The organism is Sphingopyxis sp. PET50 (assembly GCF_025244705.1).
Classification (GTDB): domain Bacteria; phylum Pseudomonadota; class Alphaproteobacteria; order Sphingomonadales; family Sphingomonadaceae; genus Sphingopyxis.
In genome coordinates, this window is the sequence record NZ_CP104207.1 from 19,227 (window position 1) to 36,544 (window position 17,318).

Consider the following 17,318-nt stretch of genomic DNA (forward strand, 5'->3'; position numbering starts at 1 on the left):
GGACAGAGGGGACCGATCGCAAAGGAGCCGGGACGAGAGGAGGGGCGATGGAGCAAAGCGACGGTCGCGCCGCGGCCCGCCCCCCGCCGCTTGTCGCCATCCGGCATCCATCCGCCGCACGCGCGGCGCGATTGTCGGATGCGCTTGCCGCCGCCGGTTTCCGCACGCTGCCGCTGCCGCCGCTTGCGGCCGGAGCGCGCTTGTGGCGCGAAACCGGTTTCGACCTGTTCGCGATCGACCCGTTCGACGATGGCCTCGATCCCGCCACGATGGTCACGCTGGCGCGCGGGATCGCCGAACGGCGCCCGCTGCTCGCGCTGACCGACCGCGACAGCCGCGCCGACCGTTTGCTTGCACTCATCGCGGGGGCCGACGATGCGGTGGGTTGGGCCGCCGATCCCGCGGAGGTCGTCGCGCGCGTTGCCGCGCTTCTGCGGCGCAGCCGGATGGCGGCGGGGCAGCTTGGGGACGGCGAATTGCGCATCGACCTGATCGATCGGCGCGTCGAGCGCGCGGGACGGCTGATCCGCCTGCCGTTGCGCGAATTCGACCTGCTCGCCAATCTGGCACGCATTCCCGACCAGCCGGTGTCGCGCACCGCGCTGCTGAAGGCGGTGTGGCGGATCGATTTCGATCCGGGCACCAACCGTGTCGAGGTGCATATGTCGCGGCTGCGCGCCAAGGTCGACCGCGGCTTCGGCTGGCCGATGCTCCGGACGATCAAGGGCCGGGGCTATGCGCTGCGCTCGCGCCCGGACGCCGCCAATCCCTGACCGGCGGCGCATTTTTTTGCCGATATGCGCGCGCCATTTTGCAGATCCTGCCCTCTCGCCGCCCGCGCTTGACCAAAAGTTTCAGCTTGCTACTGACCTCGGACATAAAGAAACCAACGACCCCTGCTGGAGAGGCTCCCGATGCATCCGTCCGTCCATGCGCGCACCCATCCCGACAAGCCCGCGATCATCGTCGCCGAAACGGGGGAGGCGATCAGCTACGCCGAACTCGACGCCGCATCGAATCGCGCCGCACAGCTCTTTCGCGCCCATGGCCTGGGGCATGACGATGTCGTCGCCTTCATGCTCGACAACACACCGCATTATTATGGCCTGACCTGGGGCGCGCAGCGCGCCGGGCTGCGTTACGTATGCATCTCGTCGCGGCTGACGCAGGACGAGACCGACTATATCCTCGAAAATTCGGGCGCGAAATTGCTCGTCGTTTCGGCCAGCCTTGCGGGGGCGGCGCAGCAGTTGACGACCGCGATCGAGCGTTTCTCGCTGGGCGGCGCGATCCCCGGCTATGAAAGCTGGGAAGATTCGATCGCCGCCATGCCCGCGACCCCGGTTGCCGACGAGCGCGCCGGGACCGACATGCTCTATTCGTCGGGCACCACCGGCCGTCCCAAGGGCGTGCGCGTGCCCTTGCCCGAGGAACCGGCGATCGACGCGTCGAACAGCCTGGTGACGCTCGCCGCGGCGGTGTTCGGCATCGGGCCGGACAGCGTCTATCTGTCGCCCGCGCCGCTCTATCATGCCGCGCCGCTGCGCTGGTCGATGACCGTGCATCGCCTCGGCGGCACGGTGGTGCTGATGAAGAAATTCGATCCCGAGGCGGCGTTGTCGCACATCGAAAAATATCGCGTCAATTCGAGCCAGTGGGTGCCGACCCATTTCGTGCGCATGCTCAAGCTGTCCGACGAGACCCGCGCCCGCTACGACGTTTCGTCGATGAAGGTTGCGATCCACGCCGCCGCGCCGTGCCCGGTCCCGGTCAAGCAGGCGATGATCGACTGGTGGGGGCCGGTGCTGTTCGAATATTATGCGGGGTCGGAGGGCAACGGCATGACCTTCATCTCCAGCGCCGACTGGCTGACCCACAAGGGCAGCGTCGGCCGCCCGATCCTCGGCGCGGTCCACATCATGGGCGAGGACAATGAGACCGAGCTTGGCCCCGACGAGGAAGGCTGCGTCTTCTTCGAAAGCGAGAATGTCTTCGAATATCACGGCGACAGCGAGAAAACCGCATCGAGCCGCAATTCGAAGGGCTGGTCGACCCTCGGCGACGTCGGCAAGCTCGACGCAGAAGGCTTCCTCTACCTGACCGACCGCAAGAGCTTCATGATCATCACCGGCGGGGTGAACGTCTATCCGCAGGAGATCGAGAACCATCTCGTCACCCATCCCGCGGTCGCCGACGTCGCGGTGGTCGGCGGCCCGCACGACGACTTCGGCGAAGAGGTGATCGCGGTGATCCAGCCCGCGAACATGGCCGATGCCGGCGACGCGCTGCGCGACGAACTCATTGCTTATGCCCGCGAAAAACTGTCGGGCGTCAAAATCCCGCGTCGCATCGATTTCATGGAGGCGCTGCCCCGCCACGACACCGGCAAGCTATACAAGCGGTTGCTGCGGGACCAATATTGGGCGCGGACGAATTGACCGCGCGAGTCGGCGGCGGACCGGCAGGCCGCCGCCGCGATGTTGGAGGTTGACTTATGAACAAGGCGATGATGACGGCGGCGGTGATTGCGCTCGCCGTGGGACTGGCGGGATGCGGCAAGAAGGACGCGCAGCCGCCCGCCGACACCGCAACGGCCGATACGGCCACGACCCCGGCCGCGCCGGTTGCGGCGGCGATCCCGATCGACCCCGCAAAGCCCAACGCCTGCAACAAGCTGACCGACGTCAAGCTGGCCGCGACGATCGACGCCGCGACCAAGACGCTGAAGATCAGCGGTACCGCCAAGGCGCCGCAGGCGGGCTATGCGACCGCGCTCCAGGCCGGTCCGCTCGACAAGATGAATCCGCCGACCCAGATCGTGTTGCTGCGCGCCAACGCGCCTGAACCGGGAGCCGAAGTGGTGACCGACGTCGCGCTCAGCGTCGACATCGCGAACGCGCAGCCCGCCTACAAGTCGATTCGCGTCGTCTGCCCGGGCGTGCCCGACGTCGAACTGACGGTCGGCTGACCCATGAAGGGAGGTCCGGGGTGACGGAACGCGTCGAATTCTTCTTTGACCTGTCCTCGCCCTGGACCTGTCTCGCCTTTCACAATCTGCCCGCGGTGTTGGCGAGAACCGGCGCCGCGGCGCGCTATCGCCCGATCCTCGTCGGCGGCGTGTTCAATGCGGTGAACCCCGCCGTCTATGCGGCGCGCGAACAGGCGGACAACCGCGCGGCTGCAGCACAGCTGGAAGGTGCTGAAGGACTGGGCGCGGCTCGCGGGCGTGCCGATGAATTTCCCGTCCGAGTGGCATCCGGCGAAGAGCATCGCGGCGATGCGCTTCTGCTGCGCGCTCGAGGAGGACCAGGCGGCGCTCGTGCGGTTCGCGCGCGCGGCCTTCGCCAGCTATTTCGACCGCCAGGAAAATCTCGACGACCCCGCCGTGCTGGCGGCGGTTGCCGATGCCGAGGGGCTGGACGGCGCCGCGCTCGCGGCGGCGGCGGGCAGCGACCCGGTCAAGGCGCGGCTGCGGACCAATACCGAAGAGGTGATCGCGCGCGGCGGCTATGGCTCGCCGACGATCTTCGTCGACGGCGACGATATGTATTTCGGCAACGACCAACTGCCGCTCGTCGAAGCGGCGCTTGCAAGGAAAAACGGATGAAGGACCGCATTTCGATCACCATGCTGGAAGGCGGCATCGCCGATGTGCGGCTGATCCGTGCCGACAAGATGAACGCGCTCGACGCGGCGATGTGGGCGGCGCTGGCGGAAGCGATCGACGAATTGAAGGCCAGGGCGGGACTGCGCGTCGTCGTGCTGTCGGGCGAGGGCCGCGCTTTCTGCGCGGGGCTCGACCTCTCGAGCCTCGGCGGCGACCGCGAGCCGGGCCTCAGCAGCGCGGGCGGCAGCCTGTCGGACCGCACCCACGGGATCAGCAACAACGCCCAATATGCGGCCTGGGGCTGGCGCGAACTGCCGGTGCCGGTGATCGCGGCGGTGCACGGCGTCGCCTTCGGTGCGGGCAGCCAGATCATGGCCGCCGCCGACATCCGCATCGTCCATCCCGACACGCGCATCGCGATCATGGAAATGCGCTGGGGCCTCGTGCCCGATGTCGCGGGCATGGCGCTGTGGCGCACCCAGGTCGCCGACGACGTGCTGCGCGAGATGATCTACACCAACCGCGAATTCAACGGGTCGGAGGCGAAGCTGCTCGGCTTCGCGACGCATGTGTCGGACGATCCGCTGGCGAAGGCGATGGAACTGGCCGAGGTGATTGCGAACAGGAATCCGCACGCGATTCGCGGCGCCAAGCGCCTCTGCAACATGCTCGCCGACGCGAGCGACGCCGAAATCCTGCAGGCCGAGAGCGACGAGCAGGTCAGGGTCATCCGCACGCCCAACCAGGTTGAGGCGGTGATGGCGCATATGGAAAAGCGGGCGCCGAATTTCGCGGATTGAGCGTCCACGTCATTGCGAGGAACGAAGCGACGCGGCAATCCAGATTAGCGTCAGCCGCCCTGGATTGCTTCGCTTCGCTCGCAATGACGAGCTTCAGAGCGTCATAGAAGACTCAAAAACCGCGCCGCATTGTCCCAATCGGCCCGCTTCTTTTCGCGCGCCGCCGTCGCCAGCGCGTCGGGGCCCCAGCGCCGTTCCTGATAGAGTTCGTCGAGACTCACCGCCTGCCAGAGATCGCCGGCGTCGAACGCCGCTTCGACCAGCGCCAGTCCCGCGACCAGCGATCCGCCGATCGTCACCAGTGGGGTCAGCGCCGTAACCCGCCAGGCATCGTGCGCCAGCACCGCAGCGCGGAGCGCCGCGACCGTCGCTTCGGGCTGGTCGATCGGGACGATCCCCCGCGCGATCACGAATTCGACGCCGTAGCGCGCCTCGGCCCAGGCGAGCAGCGGGTTCCATATCGCCGCCTGTTCGGCGAGCAGCGCGGCGTCGCGGTCTTCGCGGTAACAGAAAAGCTCGCTCGCCGCATAGGCTGCGACGGGCTCGGCGAAGGCGGCGAGGTCGGGCGCGGCGATATCGATCGCGGCGTTGGCGAGGCCGGTCATCGGCATCGCGGCGGGGTCGATCGTCTCACCCACCGCCTGCCATTCGGCGGCGATCGCTTCGGCCAGCGCCGGGCTGGCGACCGCGAGCGGCGCGCGCTGCGGCGTGCGCACCGGACGGCCGTCGAGCGCGATGTTCCAGCCGCCGTCGGCGGGGACGACGCCGACCTCTTTCCAGAAACGCTTCATCATTCTTTGGGAGAGCGCCAGCGGCGGGCGAGCAGCATCGGGAAGACCGCGAAATCGAACGCGCCGATCAGCACCACCGCGATGCCGATATAGCGGTCGGTCGGCATTCCCGCGATTTCCCAGCGGCCCGCGACGAGCAGGAAACCCGCCATGATGAACAGCGCCCCCATGATGCGCATCAGGTTGATCGCGAAATAGCGCTTCTTCGCCAGCGCTTCGTCGGCCGGGGTCATCATCGCTCTCCAAGCTGGTCCATCAAATGGGCGAGCGCGCCATGGCCCTGCGCCTTCAGCCCCGCGATCACCCGCGCGCGTTCGCCGGCGGGCTTGTTCTGCGACAGTTTCAGCGTCGGGCGCCATGCCGTGATACGCATTTCGAAACCGAGGATCGCGCCGGTCATCCGGCCGAACAGCGCCGGGTTCATCTTGTCGCGCGTCCAGGGCGGGTCCGCCCCGATCCGCGCCTCGTGCAGCGCCGACAGCGTGTCGAGCTGCGCGACCAGCGCGGCATCATCCAGCCGGCTGACGGCGCCTTCCATTTCGACCGCGACATAATTCCACGTCCCGACCTGGTCGGGCGCGCTGTACCAGCCGGGGCTGACATAGGCATCGGGGCCCTGCACCACCGCGAGCGCGACCCCGCCGTCGAGATGACGGGTCAGCCCGTTGCCGCGCGACAGGTGGAATTGCAGCCTTGTCGCATCCTCGTTCAGCACCACGGGCGCATGGGCGACGCGTGGGCCGTCGGGAGTGCTCGCGAAGATCGCGGCGAAACCGATCTCGCGCACCAGCAGCGCGGCGAGGTCCGTATCCTTGGGCCGAAAGGCGGGATCGGGATGCATCAGCGCGGCTTGCGGGGGGAGGGCTTGCGGGCGCCGGAAGAGGGCGCGCCGCGCTTCGCGGCTGGCTTGCCGCCCCTGGGTTTGGGCTTTGTCTTGCCGACATGGTCGGTGGGCTTGCTCGTCGCGGTACGCCCGCGCCGTTCGCCGCGCCGCGCCTTGCGGATCGCCTTGCTGTGCGCCTTCGCCGCGGCCTTCTCGGCCGTTTTCGGCGACGGGCCCTTGGCGACATCGTCGATCCCGACCTCGCCCAGCACGGCATCGAAGCCCAGCGCGTCGAGGCTCGCGGCGAAATGCTCGGGCACCTCCGCGCTGATGTCGATCGCGCCGCCGTCGGGGTGATCGATGCGCAGGCGGCGGCTGTGCAGATGCATCTTGCGGCTGATCGTCCCGGTCAGAAAGGCGCCCTTGCCGCCATATTTGCCGTCGCCGACGATCGGATGGCCGATCGCCGCCATATGGACGCGCAGCTGGTGGGTGCGCCCGGTCAGCGGCTGCAGCTCGACCCACGCCGCGCTATTGCCCGCGCGCTCGATGATCCGGTAGCGCGTCCTCGACGGCAGGCCCTTGTCGTCGACATGCATCTTCTCGCCGCCCGATCCCGGCTGCTTGGCGAGCGGCAGATCGATCTCGCCCTGCGCGATGTCGGGGACGCCGACGATGATCGCCCAATAGGTCTTCTTGGCGCTGCGGTTCGAAAAGCTCTTGGCGAAATAGGCGGCGGCGCGCGGCGTGCGGGCGATCAGCAGCGCGCCCGACGTATCCTTGTCGAGCCGGTGGACGAGTTTTGGTCGCACCGGACCGTCATATTTCAGCGCGTCGAGCAGGCCGTCGACATGCTGCTCGGTCTTGGTGCCGCCCTGCGTCGCGAGGCCGGGCAGTTTGTTGAGCACGATCGCGCTGGCATCGCGGTGGATCACCATGCCCGCCGCCAGTTCGACGTCGGCGTCGGTCAGCGGGCGCCCCTTGCGCGCCGGACGCGCTTCGGCCTCGACCGGCGGGGTCGGCATGACCAGCTTCTGCCCGGTCTCGATGCGATCGGACACATCGGCCTTCCTGCCGTCGAGCGTGAGCTGGCCCGAGCGCGCCCAGCGCGCGAGCAGCGCGTGCGGCGTGCCCGGCCGGTGGCGTTTGAACCAGCGGTCGAGGCGGATGCCGTCATCCTCCTCGGCGATGGTCGCCCCATCCATCCTGGCCACGTCCATCTTCGCCTTCTCGCTCATGCCGGCACCGGCCGCATCAAGAGCAGGCCGATCTCGCAGGCGGCGATCGCGCCGAGCACCGAGGCGAGGACATAGGCGAGGGCCTGCCCGTTCTGACCGCGCTCGAACAAGGCCCAGAACTCCATGCTGAACGCCGAAAAGGTCGTGAAACCACCGAGTACCCCGACGCCCAGGAACAGGCGCGCCGTCTCGCTGCCGCCGCTGCGCGCCAGCCAGCCGATCAGCAGCCCCATCAACAGGCTGCCGGCGATGTTGATCGACAGCGTCCACCAGGGAAAACCGGGCCCCAGGCGCGCGAGCATGGCGCCGCCGACAAGGTGCCGCGCGCCGGCGCCGAGCGCGCCGCCGATCATTACGGGAAAAAGGCCGTTCATCCGCCCGCCCTAGCCGCAAAAGCGCAGCGCGGAAAGCCGTGCGTCGTCAGCGATCGGCAGTGATGGCGCCGACGGCTGTCGCGGCGCGTTCGTGTGCGGCGCGCCAGTCCGCGGGCCGATCGAAATCGCCCTGCCAGATGCCGCGCCGGGCCAGCTGCGCTTCGCCCTCGCCGGGCAGATAGGCATCGTCGGTCGCCACCGCCCAGCCCAGGCGGACCATTTCGCCCGACAGGTCGGCGCCATCGGGTTCGGGCCGCGTGCGGCAGGCGGCAAGCGTGCGGTCATATTTGTCCTTCGCCGTCAGCGCGCAGAACAGCGGCCCACGCCCGGCGATCCTGGCGAGCGCGGCCCGCGCCTCGTGACCGCAGGGCCAGCGGCCGCCGTCGGCGCGCGCGCAGTCCTGCCGATATTCGACCGCGTCGAGGCCCGTCAGGCGAATGGTGAGCGGAAGGCCGTCGCGTTTCACGGACAGGCTGTCGCCGTCGATGACATGGACGAGCGCCACGGCCTCGGCCGGCACGGGCCGCGCATACCAGACGGCCAGCGCCATCGCCGCGAGCAGCAACAGGGCGCCCAGCGACCGCAAACGGCGACGCCAGCGCGGGCGGGTGGAAAGAGGCGAACGCGGCATCGTCGGGCGAACAGTGCTGACCCTCGACCGGTCTGGCAAGCGCGAATAGGGGATTGACGTGGAGAACAAACCATGTCCAAAATGGAGGCAATTCCACCAGCCCGGCCCCGATCAAACGTTGCCTCTTGTTCGTCAGCGTCCGGATTGGCGGCACTTTGGAACGAACAAAAGGTGAATATCGCCATTTTGACGACATAAGGACGCCAAGGCGGAGCGACGGTGAGGAAAGGGGCGGACAGGATGGACCAGATGATCGAATCGGGCTTGCGGGCCATGGCGCCGCCGACCGGTTTCGAACCGGCCGCCTTGCCCATGGCCGCCGCGGACGGCGTTCCGGCGTCGGTGCTGTTCGTGGGCCCGCGCGCGATCGGCGCCGAACTGGCGCGCTCGGGCCGGGCGCGCGTGATCGATCATATCCCGCCGGCGCGCATGGCGGCGCATCTGCGCAGCATGGCGCTGCCCGACATCGTCTGGCTGATCGATGCCGAAACGATCGAGAGCGAAACGCTCGCCGAAATCTGCGACGCCGTGCTGGCGATGGAATGCGCGCTGGTGTGCGAAACCGCGCTGGGCGGACTCGATCGCGTCGCGGCGACGGTCCCGGCGTCGATCCGCACCGAATGGCTGGTCGATGCCGACGCCGCCGACCGGCTGGTCGCGCTCGCGGCGGCCTCGCGCGCGGCCTCCCCCGCCGTCCACGACATCGCGCGCGACGAGGCGATGGAGCGGATCGACCAGCTGCAGGACGAGGTGGCGCGCATCGCCCGGCTGCTCGGCGATCTCGCGGGACAGCGCGGATTGCCGGGCGCGCCGGGGGGCTTCGCGCCGCGCGACGCGGATCACGGCGACGCCGGGGCGCAGCTCCGGTCGCCCGTCCGCGACTATGCCGCCGGTCCGCGCAGCTTCGAACCCGAGGAACGCACGGTGCATCGCCAGCGCGCCAAGGCGGTGCGCCGGATGCTGCGCCAGCGCCGGATGCGCGAACAATATTTCCCCGCCGACCTCTTCGCCGATCCGGCATGGGACATGCTGCTCGACCTCTATGCCGCGCGGCTGGAACGCCAGCCGGTGTCGGTGTCGAGCCTGTGCATCGCCGCCGCGGTCCCCGCGACGACCGCGCTGCGCTGGATCAAGACGATGACCGATGCCGGACTGTTCCTGCGCGAAGCCGACCCGCACGACGGCCGCCGCATCTTCATCGGCCTTGCCGAGGCGGCGTTCGACGCGCTGGCGCGCTATTTCGAGGCACTGGAGGAATAGCAGCCGAGCCTTGCTACGGCCACGAAGCTGTGGCACGGGCGCCCATTCTCCGAATGGGGGCGCTTAGCTCAGTTGGTAGAGCATCTCGTTTACACCGAGAGGGTCGGCGGTTCGAGCCCGTCAGCGCCCACCATATCCGCCTTGTTGCGATCGATGCCATGGCGCTAAACGGCCTTCCGTTCGGAAAGGAAACCCGGTGATGCGCCTGCTTGCCATTCTCGCTTCGACCCTGCTTGCGTTCGCGAGTCCCGCGCTGGCGGCGCAGAATCAGGGCGATGTCATCATCCGCCACGTTACGCTGATCGACGTCGAAGCGGCGACGGCGGTTGCCGGTCAGGCCGTCGTGCTGCGCGGCGACGATATCGTCGCGGCCGGTCCCGACGCGGCGATCGCCAAGGGCTGGCGCGCGAAGCGGCAGGTCGAGGGCAGGGGCAAATATCTGATCCCCGGCCTGTGGGACATGCATGTCCATTTCGGCGGCGGCCCCGACCTGATCGCGGAAAATGAAGCGCTTTTCCCGCTTTATGTGGCGAATGGCATCACGACGATTCGCGATTGTTCGGGCGACCTCGCCGATCAGGTGCTGGCCTGGCGGAGCGCAATCGCCGCAGGCGAGGTGTTCGGCCCGCGCCTGCTCACTTCAGGCGCCAAGATCGAGGGGATCGCGCCGCTGTGGAAGGGGACGATCGAGGTCGGCAGCGAGGCCGATGCCGACGCGGCGCTCGACCGGTTGAAGAATCGCGATCACGTCGATTTCGTCAAGATCACCGACAGCACGTTGAAACCCGAATTGTTCCTCTATGCGCTGAAACGGGCAAAGATGATGGGCATCCGCACCTCGGGGCATATTCCGATGGCGCTGACGACGGGGCAGGCGGTCGATGCGGGGCTGAGCTCGATCGAGCATCTCGACTATGCCTATAACGCCGGGGTGAAGGATGAGGCGGCGGTCGCGGCCGATTTCGCCGCGGGACGGATCGACCGTGCGGAGGCCAACCGTGCGGCTCGACGCGGGCTTCGACCGCGATACGGCGATGGCGGCCTATCGTCGCTTCGCGGCCCAGGGCGTCTATGTCACCCCGACGCTCAACGGCAGCCGGATCATCGCGTGGCTCGACCGCGACGATCATGGCAAGGATGCGGGGCTCGCTTATGTTGGGCCGAAGCTGCGCAAGACTTATGAATGGCGCGTCGAGCGCGCCGCGAAGGCCGATGCCGCGGGAATCGCGGCGCGGCACAAGCAGATCGAGGATATCGGGGCGATCCTGCCGATGCTGGCCGAGGCGGGGGTGCCGATCATCGCGGGGACCGACGCGGGTTTCCTCAACAGCTTCAACTATCCGGGTTTCGGCCTGCACGACGAGATCGCGCTGTTTGTCGAAAAGGGGCTGACCCCGGCGCAGGCGCTCGCTTCGGCGACGCGCGCGGGGCCGGCGTGGTTCGGCTGGCTCGACCGTTATGGCGCGATCAAGGCGGGCATGGCGGCCGACCTGGTGCTGCTGACGCAGAACCCGCTGGAGGATATCGCCGCGACGCGCGCGATCGACACGGTGGTGATGCGCGGGCGCGTGCATGACCGCGCGGCGCTCGACAAGCTGCTGGCCGACACGCGCGCGAAGGTCGCGGCGTGGGATGCGGCGGCGCCCAATTGACAGACGGAATTCAGGGGATCGCGCGCGCCGCTTGCCGTGCGCGCCACACGCTCCACAAGGTGAACAGTCCCATCGCGGCCCAAATGATGTTGAGCACCGCCGAGGGTAGCGCACCATTATAGCCCGAATTGACGACGAAGCCGCCGGCGCCGATCACGTTCATCCATTGATAGACATATCCGCGCGCCTCGAGCTTGCCGAGCGAGAGCAGGATATAGGCCGCAAGGATGAGCGCCGCGGCGGTCCAGCCGATCGCCTCGATGCCGATGTTGAAAATGCTCATATCCCGTCCCTTCGCGGCCGTTTGCCGGCCCATGGTGCGGGACGGCGATTCAGCGCATGTCCCGTTCGAGCGCTTCGACCGCGTCCTTCGCTTCGGCCAGCCCGAGCCCGGTCTTTTCGCGCATCAGCTTGATTGCCTCGATCTTGCGATTCTGGCGGATCAGGTCGAGGATCGCCTCGTCACCGATCCGCTCGTCGCCCACACGCACCATCGGGCGCTGCACCGTGCGCGGCGGAGCGGTGAGGTCGCGCCGGTCGCCCTGACCCCTGCGGAGCAGGAACAGGGTCAGCGCGACCCCGAGCAGCAGGCCGAGGACGAAGGGGATCAAGGCGCCCATCGTCCCCGCCTAACCCTTAGGCCGCGAGCTTGCGCAGCACATAGTGCAGGATGCCGCCGTTCAGATAATATTCGACCTCGTTCGCGGTGTCGATGCGGCAGAGCGTGTCGAAGCTGAAGGTCGAGCCGTCGGGACGGGTGACGTTCACCGTCACTGTCTGGCGGGGCTGGATGCTCGCGACGCCGGTGATGGTGAAGCTGTCGTCGCCGGTCAGGCCCAGCGTTTCGCGGCTCTGGCCTTCGAGGAACTGCAGCGGCAGCACGCCCATGCCGACGAGGTTGGAGCGGTGGATGCGTTCGAAGCTTTCGACGATCACGGTACGTACCCCGAGCAAATTGGTGCCCTTCGCCGCCCAGTCGCGCGACGAGCCGGTGCCATATTCCTTGCCCGCGATGACGACGAGCGGGGTGCCGTCGGCCTTGTGGCGCATCGCGGCGTCATAGATCGGCATGACCTCTTCGCCGTAGCGCGACATGCCGCCCTCGATGCCGGGAATCATTTCGTTCTTGATGCGGATGTTGGCGAAGGTGCCGCGCATCATCACGTCGTGGTGGCCGCGGCGCGAGCCGTAGCTGTTGAAGTCGGCCTTGCTAACCTGATGTTCCATAAGCCATTTTCCGGCCGGGCTGTCCGCCTTGATGCTGCCGGCGGGGCTGATGTGGTCGGTGGTGATGCTGTCGCCCAGGATCGCGAGCGGCTTCGCGCCGATGATATCCGCCACGGGAGCAGGCGTCATCGTCATGCCCTCGAAATAGGGCGGGTTCGCGACATAGGTCGACCCCGCGCGCCACTGATAGGTTTCGCTGCCCTCGACCTCGATCGCCTGCCAGTGCCGGTCGCCGGTGTAGACATGGGCGTAGCGCGCCTCGAACATGTCGCGGCTCACCGCGCCCGCGACGACCGATGCCACTTCCTCGTTGGTCGGCCAGATGTCGGCGAGGAATATGTCCTTGCCGTCCTGGTCCTGGCCGATCGGGGTGGTGGTGAAATCCTCGATCACCGTGCCCTTCAGCGCATAGGCGACGACGAGCGGCGGCGAGGCGAGGAAGTTGGCGCGCACGTCGGGCGACACGCGGCCCTCGAAGTTGCGGTTGCCCGAGATGACGGCGGCGGCGACGAGGCCGTTCTCGTTGATCGCCTTGCTGATCGGTTCGGCGAGCGGGCCCGAATTGCCGATGCAGGTCGTGCAGCCGTAACCGACGAGGTTGAAGCCGATATTGTCGAGATGCGTCTGCAGCCCGGCCTTTTCGAGATAGTCGGTGACCACCTGCGACCCCGGCGCGAGGCTGGTCTTGACCCACGGCTTGGGCTTCAGCCCGAAGGCGTCGGCCTTCTTCGCGACGAGCCCCGCGGCGACGAGCACGCCGGGGTTCGAGGTGTTGGTGCAGCTGGTGATCGCGGCGATGGTGACGTCGCCGTCGCCGATGTCGAAATCCTCGCCCTCGACCGGCACCCGCGTCTGGGCCTTTTTGTAGGTGTTGACCATGTCGGCGTTGAACACGTCGTCGACGTCGGGGAGCGAGACGCGGTCCTGCGGGCGCTTCGGCCCCGCGAGCGACGGGACGACGGTGCCGAGGTCGAGTTCGAGCGTATCGGTGAAGATCGGGTCCGCGGCGCCCTCGACGATCCACAGCCCCTGGGCCTTGGCATAGGCCTCGACCAGCGCGATATTTTCCTCGCTGCGGCCCGTGAGGCGCATGTAATCGAGCGTCTTGTCGTCGATGCCGAAGAAGCCGCAGGTCGCGCCATATTCGGGCGCCATGTTGGCGAGCGTCGCGCGGTCGGCGAGGCTGAGCGTCGCGAGGCCGGGGCCGAAATATTCGACAAAGCGCCCGACGACGCCCTTGGCGCGCAGCATCTGCGTCGCGGTGAGCACGAGGTCGGTCGCGGTGACGCCTTCCTTCAGCTTGCCGGTGAATTTGAAGCCGACGACTTCGGGGATGAGCATCGACACGGGCTGGCCGAGCATGGCCGCTTCCGCTTCAATCCCTCCGACGCCCCAGCCGAGCACGCCGAGGCCGTTGATCATCGTCGTGTGGCTATCGGTGCCGACGCAGGTGTCGGGATAGGCGACGGGGGTGCCGTCGGCATCCTCGCTCGACCACACCGCCTGCGCGATATGTTCGAGGTTGACCTGGTGGCAGATGCCGGTGCCCGGGGGCACCGCCTTGAAGTTCGACAGGCTCTTCGACCCCCATTTGAGGAAGTCGTAGCGCTCGCCGTTGCGGTAATATTCGATCTCGACATTCTGTTCGAACGCCTTGGGGTGGCCGAATTCGTCGACCATCACGCTGTGGTCGATGACGAGGTGGACGGGGACGAGCGGGTTGATCTTCGACGTGTCGCCGCCGAGCTTCGCGATCGCGTCGCGCATCGCGGCGAGGTCGACGACGCAGGGCACGCCGGTGAAATCCTGCAGCAGCACGCGCGCCGGGCGATACTGGATCTCGCGGTTCGAATGGGGATCCTTCTGCCAGTCGACCAGCGCCTGCACGTCATCGGTCGACACGGTGAAGCCGCCATCCTCGAAGCGCAGCAGGTTCTCGAGCAGCACCTTCATCGAGAAGGGCAGCCGCGACACGTCGCCGAGCTTCGCCGCGGCCTTGTCGAGCGAATAGTACGCGTATTTTTTATCGCCGACGTCGAGCGTCGCGCGGGTACCCAGCGTGTCGTGGCCGGTGGTGGTCATAGGCTTGCAGTCCCCTGTTGGGCGCGGCGGGGAAGTGACGCCCGAAGCCCGAGCAAGGAGAGCGGGGCAAACGGGAGTCGCGCGCGCGGTTTTTGTTGGGGACGCCTTACGCCGGGGGTAGGGAATTGCAAGGGGGTGACGAGGATAGCTGGGCCGCTTGTTCGTTGCTCTTGCAAATGCTATCTTACCGGTATGACCAAGGAAACCAGAGTGTCCGCCAAGGGACAGGTCGTCATCCCCAAGGATGTCCGCGACCGGCTGAACTGGGACGTCGGCACGGTGCTGGAGGTCGTCGACGGTCCCGCCGGCGTGATGCTGCGCGCCAAGCCCAAGGCGAAGCCGGCGTTGAGCTTCGACGAGGCGATGGCGAAGCTGCGCAAGACGGTGAATTACAAGGGGCCGCGGATCAGCGACGAAGACGCGCACGCCGCGATCGACCGCATGTTTCGCGAGGACAAGAGCTGGGACCCGCCGAATTGAAGGCGGTCGATACGAATATTCTCGCGCGTTTCATGCTGGATGACGATCCGGTGCAATCACCCATCGCGCGCGACATCATCGAGGCGGGCGTGTTCGTGCCGCTGACAGTGCTGCTCGAACTCGGCTGGTTGCTGCAATCGCGCTACGCGATGGAGCGGGCGCATCTTGCGGCGTCGTTGCTTGGTCTGTTCGATGTGCCGGGAATCGTGCTGGATGACGAGTTGGCGGTGCGAAGCGCGGTCGCGGCTTTTGCCAAGGGGGGCGATTTCGCCGATCACCTGCATTTGGTCGCGGCGAAGGGGGCCGAGGCGTTTGTGACCTTCGACCGGAGCATGGTTGCGAACGAGGCTATCGGGGTAAGGGTCGAAGTCGTCGGTTGAGACTTGCGATTTGGGGATTGCTGCACCTGCCACCGTAATGCGCAGCAGAGTTCGAGGAGGCGTCGCCAGCGCGCAGCCACTGGAAGGTGTTGGCGAAATGGCATAGGTTGCGGCTCGCTCCATCCATTGGAATGACTGGCAAAATATGCGAGTGCGGGCATGATGATCGGGCGCGTGTGGTATTCGGCTCTGCTGGGGGTGCTGGCGATCGCCCCGGTCGCGGTGGCCGCTGTCGCAGCCGAACCGAAGGAGTCAGTCCGGGCAAGCGGCGACACCGATATCGTCGTCACCGCCGCTTCAGCCGAAGATCTGAGCGGCTGGAAGCGAGCGGAAACCGACCATGTCGTCGTCTTCAGCGATGGCGGCGAGCGCGAACTCGCCGACATCGCTACTCGCCTCGAGGGACTGCATGCGCTGATGTCCCGGCTTTACAGAACGACAGGGCAGGGCAGGGGCACGCCGAAGCTTCAGGTCATGCTGTTCGGATCGCGCGACGATCTCGTCCGGTTGGGACTCCGCAATCGGCGATCCGCGGAAGGCCCTTTCATCAAGGATTTTTCGGACCAGCGATTTTTCGATCCGCGCATTGACGGGCCGATGCTCGCGCTTGTTCGCGACGATCAGATCATCGATCTGGACACCAAGATGGCGCGCGATCGTTTTTGCGAGGATCTGGCCGAGGCGGGGGCGGATTGCGTCGGGCAGACCGAGCCCTCTCTGCCGCCAGTCGCGCGGCCGTGGGAGACCGTCCTCTATTCCGCATTTGCGCAGAGTTTCCTCCTATCGAACGTCCCCGCCGCCTATCCGCGCTGGTACCTCGATGGAGTCGGGGCGTTGTTTTCGACCGTCGACATCCGGAAGGACGGCACGATCGAATATGCCCGGCCGCCAGCGAACTATCGGCATATCTTCCGCTCCTATGGCGAAGTGAGCGCGCGCGAGGTGCTGACCGGCAGCTATCTCGACGCACCGTCCCAGCGCATGGCGTGGACGCCCTATCATGCGTGGCTGATCACCCATTATTTCGTCTTTTCCAATCCCAAGGCCGAACGGCAGACGCAATTCGCCCGCTATATGGCAGCGATCGGTCGCGGCGCCACGCCCGCCGAGGCGGCGGAGGCTTTCGGCGATCTCGGCCGAGCTGACGCGCGAGATCAAATCCTATGCTTGAGCCGGAAAAAGGCTTTCGCGCGCACCCGGACGCCCGAAGCGCCGCCGCAGGCGCCGTCAGTGACGGCGCTGTCGAAGACACAGCTCGCGGTGCAGGAGGCACGGGTCCGACTGGGCGATCCGGTGCCGGATGCGGTTCCCGAAGCGGGCGAAACGGCATCGCGGCCCCCGTGGATAGATCAATTGCGCGGCGCGTCCGAAGCCGATGCGGTGCTGGTTGCGGCCGAAGCCGAGTCGCCGCGCGGGCACGATCAGGCGAATGTCTGGCCGATGCAGAGCGCGTCCTGGCGGGGTTGCCGGGAAGCGCGAGGGCGATGGCGTGGAAGGGGGTCGCGTTGACCGGGCAAGCGCTGGCGGGCCCGGCGGAGGGGCGCCGGGCGACGCTGGCGGCGGCGCGGGGGGCGCTGGAACGCGCATTGGAACTCGATCCGTACGATCCGGTCGCGGCGATCGCCTACTTCCAGAGCTTCACGAGAGCGGGAGAGCCGACCCCCGAAACCGCGATGGTTTTAGTAGCCAAGGTCGCGGCGATGGTGCCGGCCGCGCCATGGCCGCGGCTGCTGCTGGGCGAGGAGCTGGTGCGTCAAGGCAAACCCGATCTCGCGCGGCGGCTTTTGCAGCCGGTCCTGTATGGCGCCTATGATTCCCCCGAAAAGAAGGCCGCCCAGGCGCTGTTTGGCGCTTCTTAACCGTCGCGGGAATTACGGCGGCAGGTGCAACAATTGCCGATCCAATTAAGTGACGGTGAAAAGCGGGGCCCGGATCAAGTCGGCATATATCCCATTGGAGCAAATATATGTTCC

Annotated in this window: 21 protein-coding genes and 1 tRNA gene; 13 read left to right on the forward strand and 9 right to left on the reverse strand. The window is 67.1% G+C overall.

The features are described from left to right. The first annotated feature begins 47 nt into the window (after nucleotides 1-47). The 5 genes from N0A20_RS00110 (at nucleotide 48) to N0A20_RS00130 (ending at nucleotide 4,407) form a co-directional block, all read left to right on the forward strand. Nucleotides 48-773 (forward strand): response regulator transcription factor, encoded by a 726-nt coding sequence (locus tag N0A20_RS00110; RefSeq protein WP_260582014.1) that lies wholly within the window; start codon nucleotides 48-50, stop codon nucleotides 771-773. 141 nt (nucleotides 774-914) lie between these two features. Further along, nucleotides 915-2,438 (forward strand): acyl-CoA synthetase, encoded by a 1,524-nt coding sequence (locus N0A20_RS00115; RefSeq protein WP_260582015.1) that lies wholly within the window; start codon nucleotides 915-917, stop codon nucleotides 2,436-2,438. A gap of 56 nt (nucleotides 2,439-2,494) precedes the next feature. After that, on the forward strand, nucleotides 2,495-2,968 hold the full coding sequence (locus N0A20_RS00120; protein ID WP_260582016.1) for a hypothetical protein: 474 nt from the start codon (nucleotides 2,495-2,497) through the stop codon (nucleotides 2,966-2,968). Nucleotides 2,969-3,145: 177 nt separating this feature from the next. Further along, nucleotides 3,146-3,607, forward strand: a complete 462-nt coding sequence (locus tag N0A20_RS00125) for a DsbA family protein (protein ID WP_260582018.1) — start codon at nucleotides 3,146-3,148, stop codon at nucleotides 3,605-3,607. Further along, a complete protein-coding gene (locus tag N0A20_RS00130; protein ID WP_260582019.1) occupies nucleotides 3,604-4,407 on the forward strand; it encodes a crotonase/enoyl-CoA hydratase family protein in 804 nt (267 codons plus the stop codon). Before N0A20_RS00125 ends, N0A20_RS00130 begins: the two co-directional genes overlap by 4 nt. 101 nt (nucleotides 4,408-4,508) lie before the next feature. Here N0A20_RS00130 and N0A20_RS00135 read toward each other — a convergent pair whose 3' ends face one another. Genes N0A20_RS00135 through N0A20_RS00160 form a run of 6 tightly spaced genes read right to left on the reverse strand, consistent with a single transcriptional unit; the run spans nucleotide 4,509 to nucleotide 8,219 of the window. Further along, nucleotides 4,509-5,198, reverse strand: coding sequence for an ATP12 family chaperone protein (locus N0A20_RS00135; RefSeq protein WP_260583968.1), 690 nt, complete (start codon nucleotides 5,196-5,198; stop codon nucleotides 4,509-4,511). Beyond that, nucleotides 5,198-5,431: a hypothetical protein gene (locus N0A20_RS00140; protein ID WP_260582021.1), complete on the reverse strand. Its 234-nt coding sequence runs from the start codon at nucleotides 5,429-5,431 to the stop codon at nucleotides 5,198-5,200. Before N0A20_RS00140 ends, N0A20_RS00135 begins: the two co-directional genes overlap by 1 nt. Then, nucleotides 5,431-6,039: an FMN-binding negative transcriptional regulator gene (locus N0A20_RS00145; RefSeq protein ID WP_260582022.1), complete on the reverse strand. Its 609-nt coding sequence runs from the start codon at nucleotides 6,037-6,039 to the stop codon at nucleotides 5,431-5,433. Before N0A20_RS00145 ends, N0A20_RS00140 begins: the two co-directional genes overlap by 1 nt. Beyond that, nucleotides 6,039-7,241: an RluA family pseudouridine synthase gene (locus N0A20_RS00150; RefSeq protein ID WP_260582023.1), complete on the reverse strand. Its 1,203-nt coding sequence runs from the start codon at nucleotides 7,239-7,241 to the stop codon at nucleotides 6,039-6,041. Before N0A20_RS00150 ends, N0A20_RS00145 begins: the two co-directional genes overlap by 1 nt. Before the next feature lie 14 nt (nucleotides 7,242-7,255). After that, entirely contained in the window at nucleotides 7,256-7,633 is a 378-nt protein-coding gene (gene crcB / locus N0A20_RS00155) for a fluoride efflux transporter CrcB (RefSeq protein ID WP_260582024.1), read from the reverse strand. Nucleotides 7,634-7,679: 46 nt separating this feature from the next. Continuing rightward, nucleotides 7,680-8,219 (reverse strand): thermonuclease family protein, encoded by a 540-nt coding sequence (locus tag N0A20_RS00160; protein ID WP_260582025.1) that lies wholly within the window; start codon nucleotides 8,217-8,219, stop codon nucleotides 7,680-7,682. Between the two features lie 285 nt (nucleotides 8,220-8,504). On the opposite strand from N0A20_RS00160, the gene N0A20_RS00165 reads away from it, so the two are divergent. From N0A20_RS00165 to N0A20_RS00175, 4 genes are all read left to right on the forward strand, one after another. Further along, nucleotides 8,505-9,524, forward strand: coding sequence for a MarR family winged helix-turn-helix transcriptional regulator (locus N0A20_RS00165; RefSeq protein ID WP_260582027.1), 1,020 nt, complete (start codon nucleotides 8,505-8,507; stop codon nucleotides 9,522-9,524). A gap of 57 nt (nucleotides 9,525-9,581) precedes the next feature. Next, nucleotides 9,582-9,657 (forward strand) — tRNA-Val (locus tag N0A20_RS00170). 66 nt (nucleotides 9,658-9,723) lie between these two features. After that, nucleotides 9,724-10,707: a hypothetical protein gene (locus N0A20_RS20370; RefSeq protein WP_409574703.1), complete on the forward strand. Its 984-nt coding sequence runs from the start codon at nucleotides 9,724-9,726 to the stop codon at nucleotides 10,705-10,707. After that, nucleotides 10,628-11,176, forward strand: coding sequence for an amidohydrolase family protein (locus tag N0A20_RS00175; protein ID WP_409574807.1), 549 nt, complete (start codon nucleotides 10,628-10,630; stop codon nucleotides 11,174-11,176). Before N0A20_RS20370 ends, N0A20_RS00175 begins: the two co-directional genes overlap by 80 nt. A gap of 10 nt (nucleotides 11,177-11,186) precedes the next feature. On the opposite strand, the gene N0A20_RS00180 is transcribed toward N0A20_RS00175, so the two are convergent. Genes N0A20_RS00180 through acnA form a run of 3 tightly spaced genes read right to left on the reverse strand, consistent with a single transcriptional unit; the run spans nucleotide 11,187 to nucleotide 14,485 of the window. Further along, the gene (locus tag N0A20_RS00180) at nucleotides 11,187-11,459 is read right to left on the reverse strand and encodes a CBU_0592 family membrane protein (RefSeq protein ID WP_260582029.1); all 273 of its coding nucleotides are present in this window, start codon (nucleotides 11,457-11,459) and stop codon (nucleotides 11,187-11,189) included. Nucleotides 11,460-11,508: 49 nt separating this feature from the next. Next, nucleotides 11,509-11,796 carry a ribosomal protein L7/L12 gene (locus N0A20_RS00185; protein WP_260582030.1) on the reverse strand — a complete coding sequence of 96 codons (288 nt, stop codon included), beginning with the start codon at nucleotides 11,794-11,796 and terminating at the stop codon, nucleotides 11,509-11,511. Nucleotides 11,797-11,812: 16 nt separating this feature from the next. After that, entirely contained in the window at nucleotides 11,813-14,485 is a 2,673-nt protein-coding gene (acnA, locus tag N0A20_RS00190) for an aconitate hydratase AcnA (protein WP_260582031.1), read from the reverse strand. Nucleotides 14,486-14,695: 210 nt separating this feature from the next. On the opposite strand from acnA, the gene N0A20_RS00195 reads away from it, so the two are divergent. The 4 genes from N0A20_RS00195 to N0A20_RS00210 all read left to right on the forward strand — a co-directional run bounded on the left by N0A20_RS00195 (nucleotide 14,696) and on the right by N0A20_RS00210 (nucleotide 17,204). Then, nucleotides 14,696-14,965 (forward strand): AbrB/MazE/SpoVT family DNA-binding domain-containing protein, encoded by a 270-nt coding sequence (locus tag N0A20_RS00195; protein ID WP_260582032.1) that lies wholly within the window; start codon nucleotides 14,696-14,698, stop codon nucleotides 14,963-14,965. Then, nucleotides 14,962-15,345: a type II toxin-antitoxin system VapC family toxin gene (locus tag N0A20_RS00200; protein WP_260582033.1), complete on the forward strand. Its 384-nt coding sequence runs from the start codon at nucleotides 14,962-14,964 to the stop codon at nucleotides 15,343-15,345. Before N0A20_RS00195 ends, N0A20_RS00200 begins: the two co-directional genes overlap by 4 nt. Before the next feature lie 159 nt (nucleotides 15,346-15,504). After that, on the forward strand, nucleotides 15,505-16,854 hold the full coding sequence (locus tag N0A20_RS00205; RefSeq protein ID WP_260582034.1) for a hypothetical protein: 1,350 nt from the start codon (nucleotides 15,505-15,507) through the stop codon (nucleotides 16,852-16,854). Beyond that, nucleotides 16,851-17,204, forward strand: coding sequence for a hypothetical protein (locus tag N0A20_RS00210; protein ID WP_260582035.1), 354 nt, complete (start codon nucleotides 16,851-16,853; stop codon nucleotides 17,202-17,204). The genes N0A20_RS00205 and N0A20_RS00210 overlap by 4 nt, the downstream gene beginning before the upstream one ends. The last annotated feature ends 114 nt before the right edge of the window (nucleotides 17,205-17,318 follow it).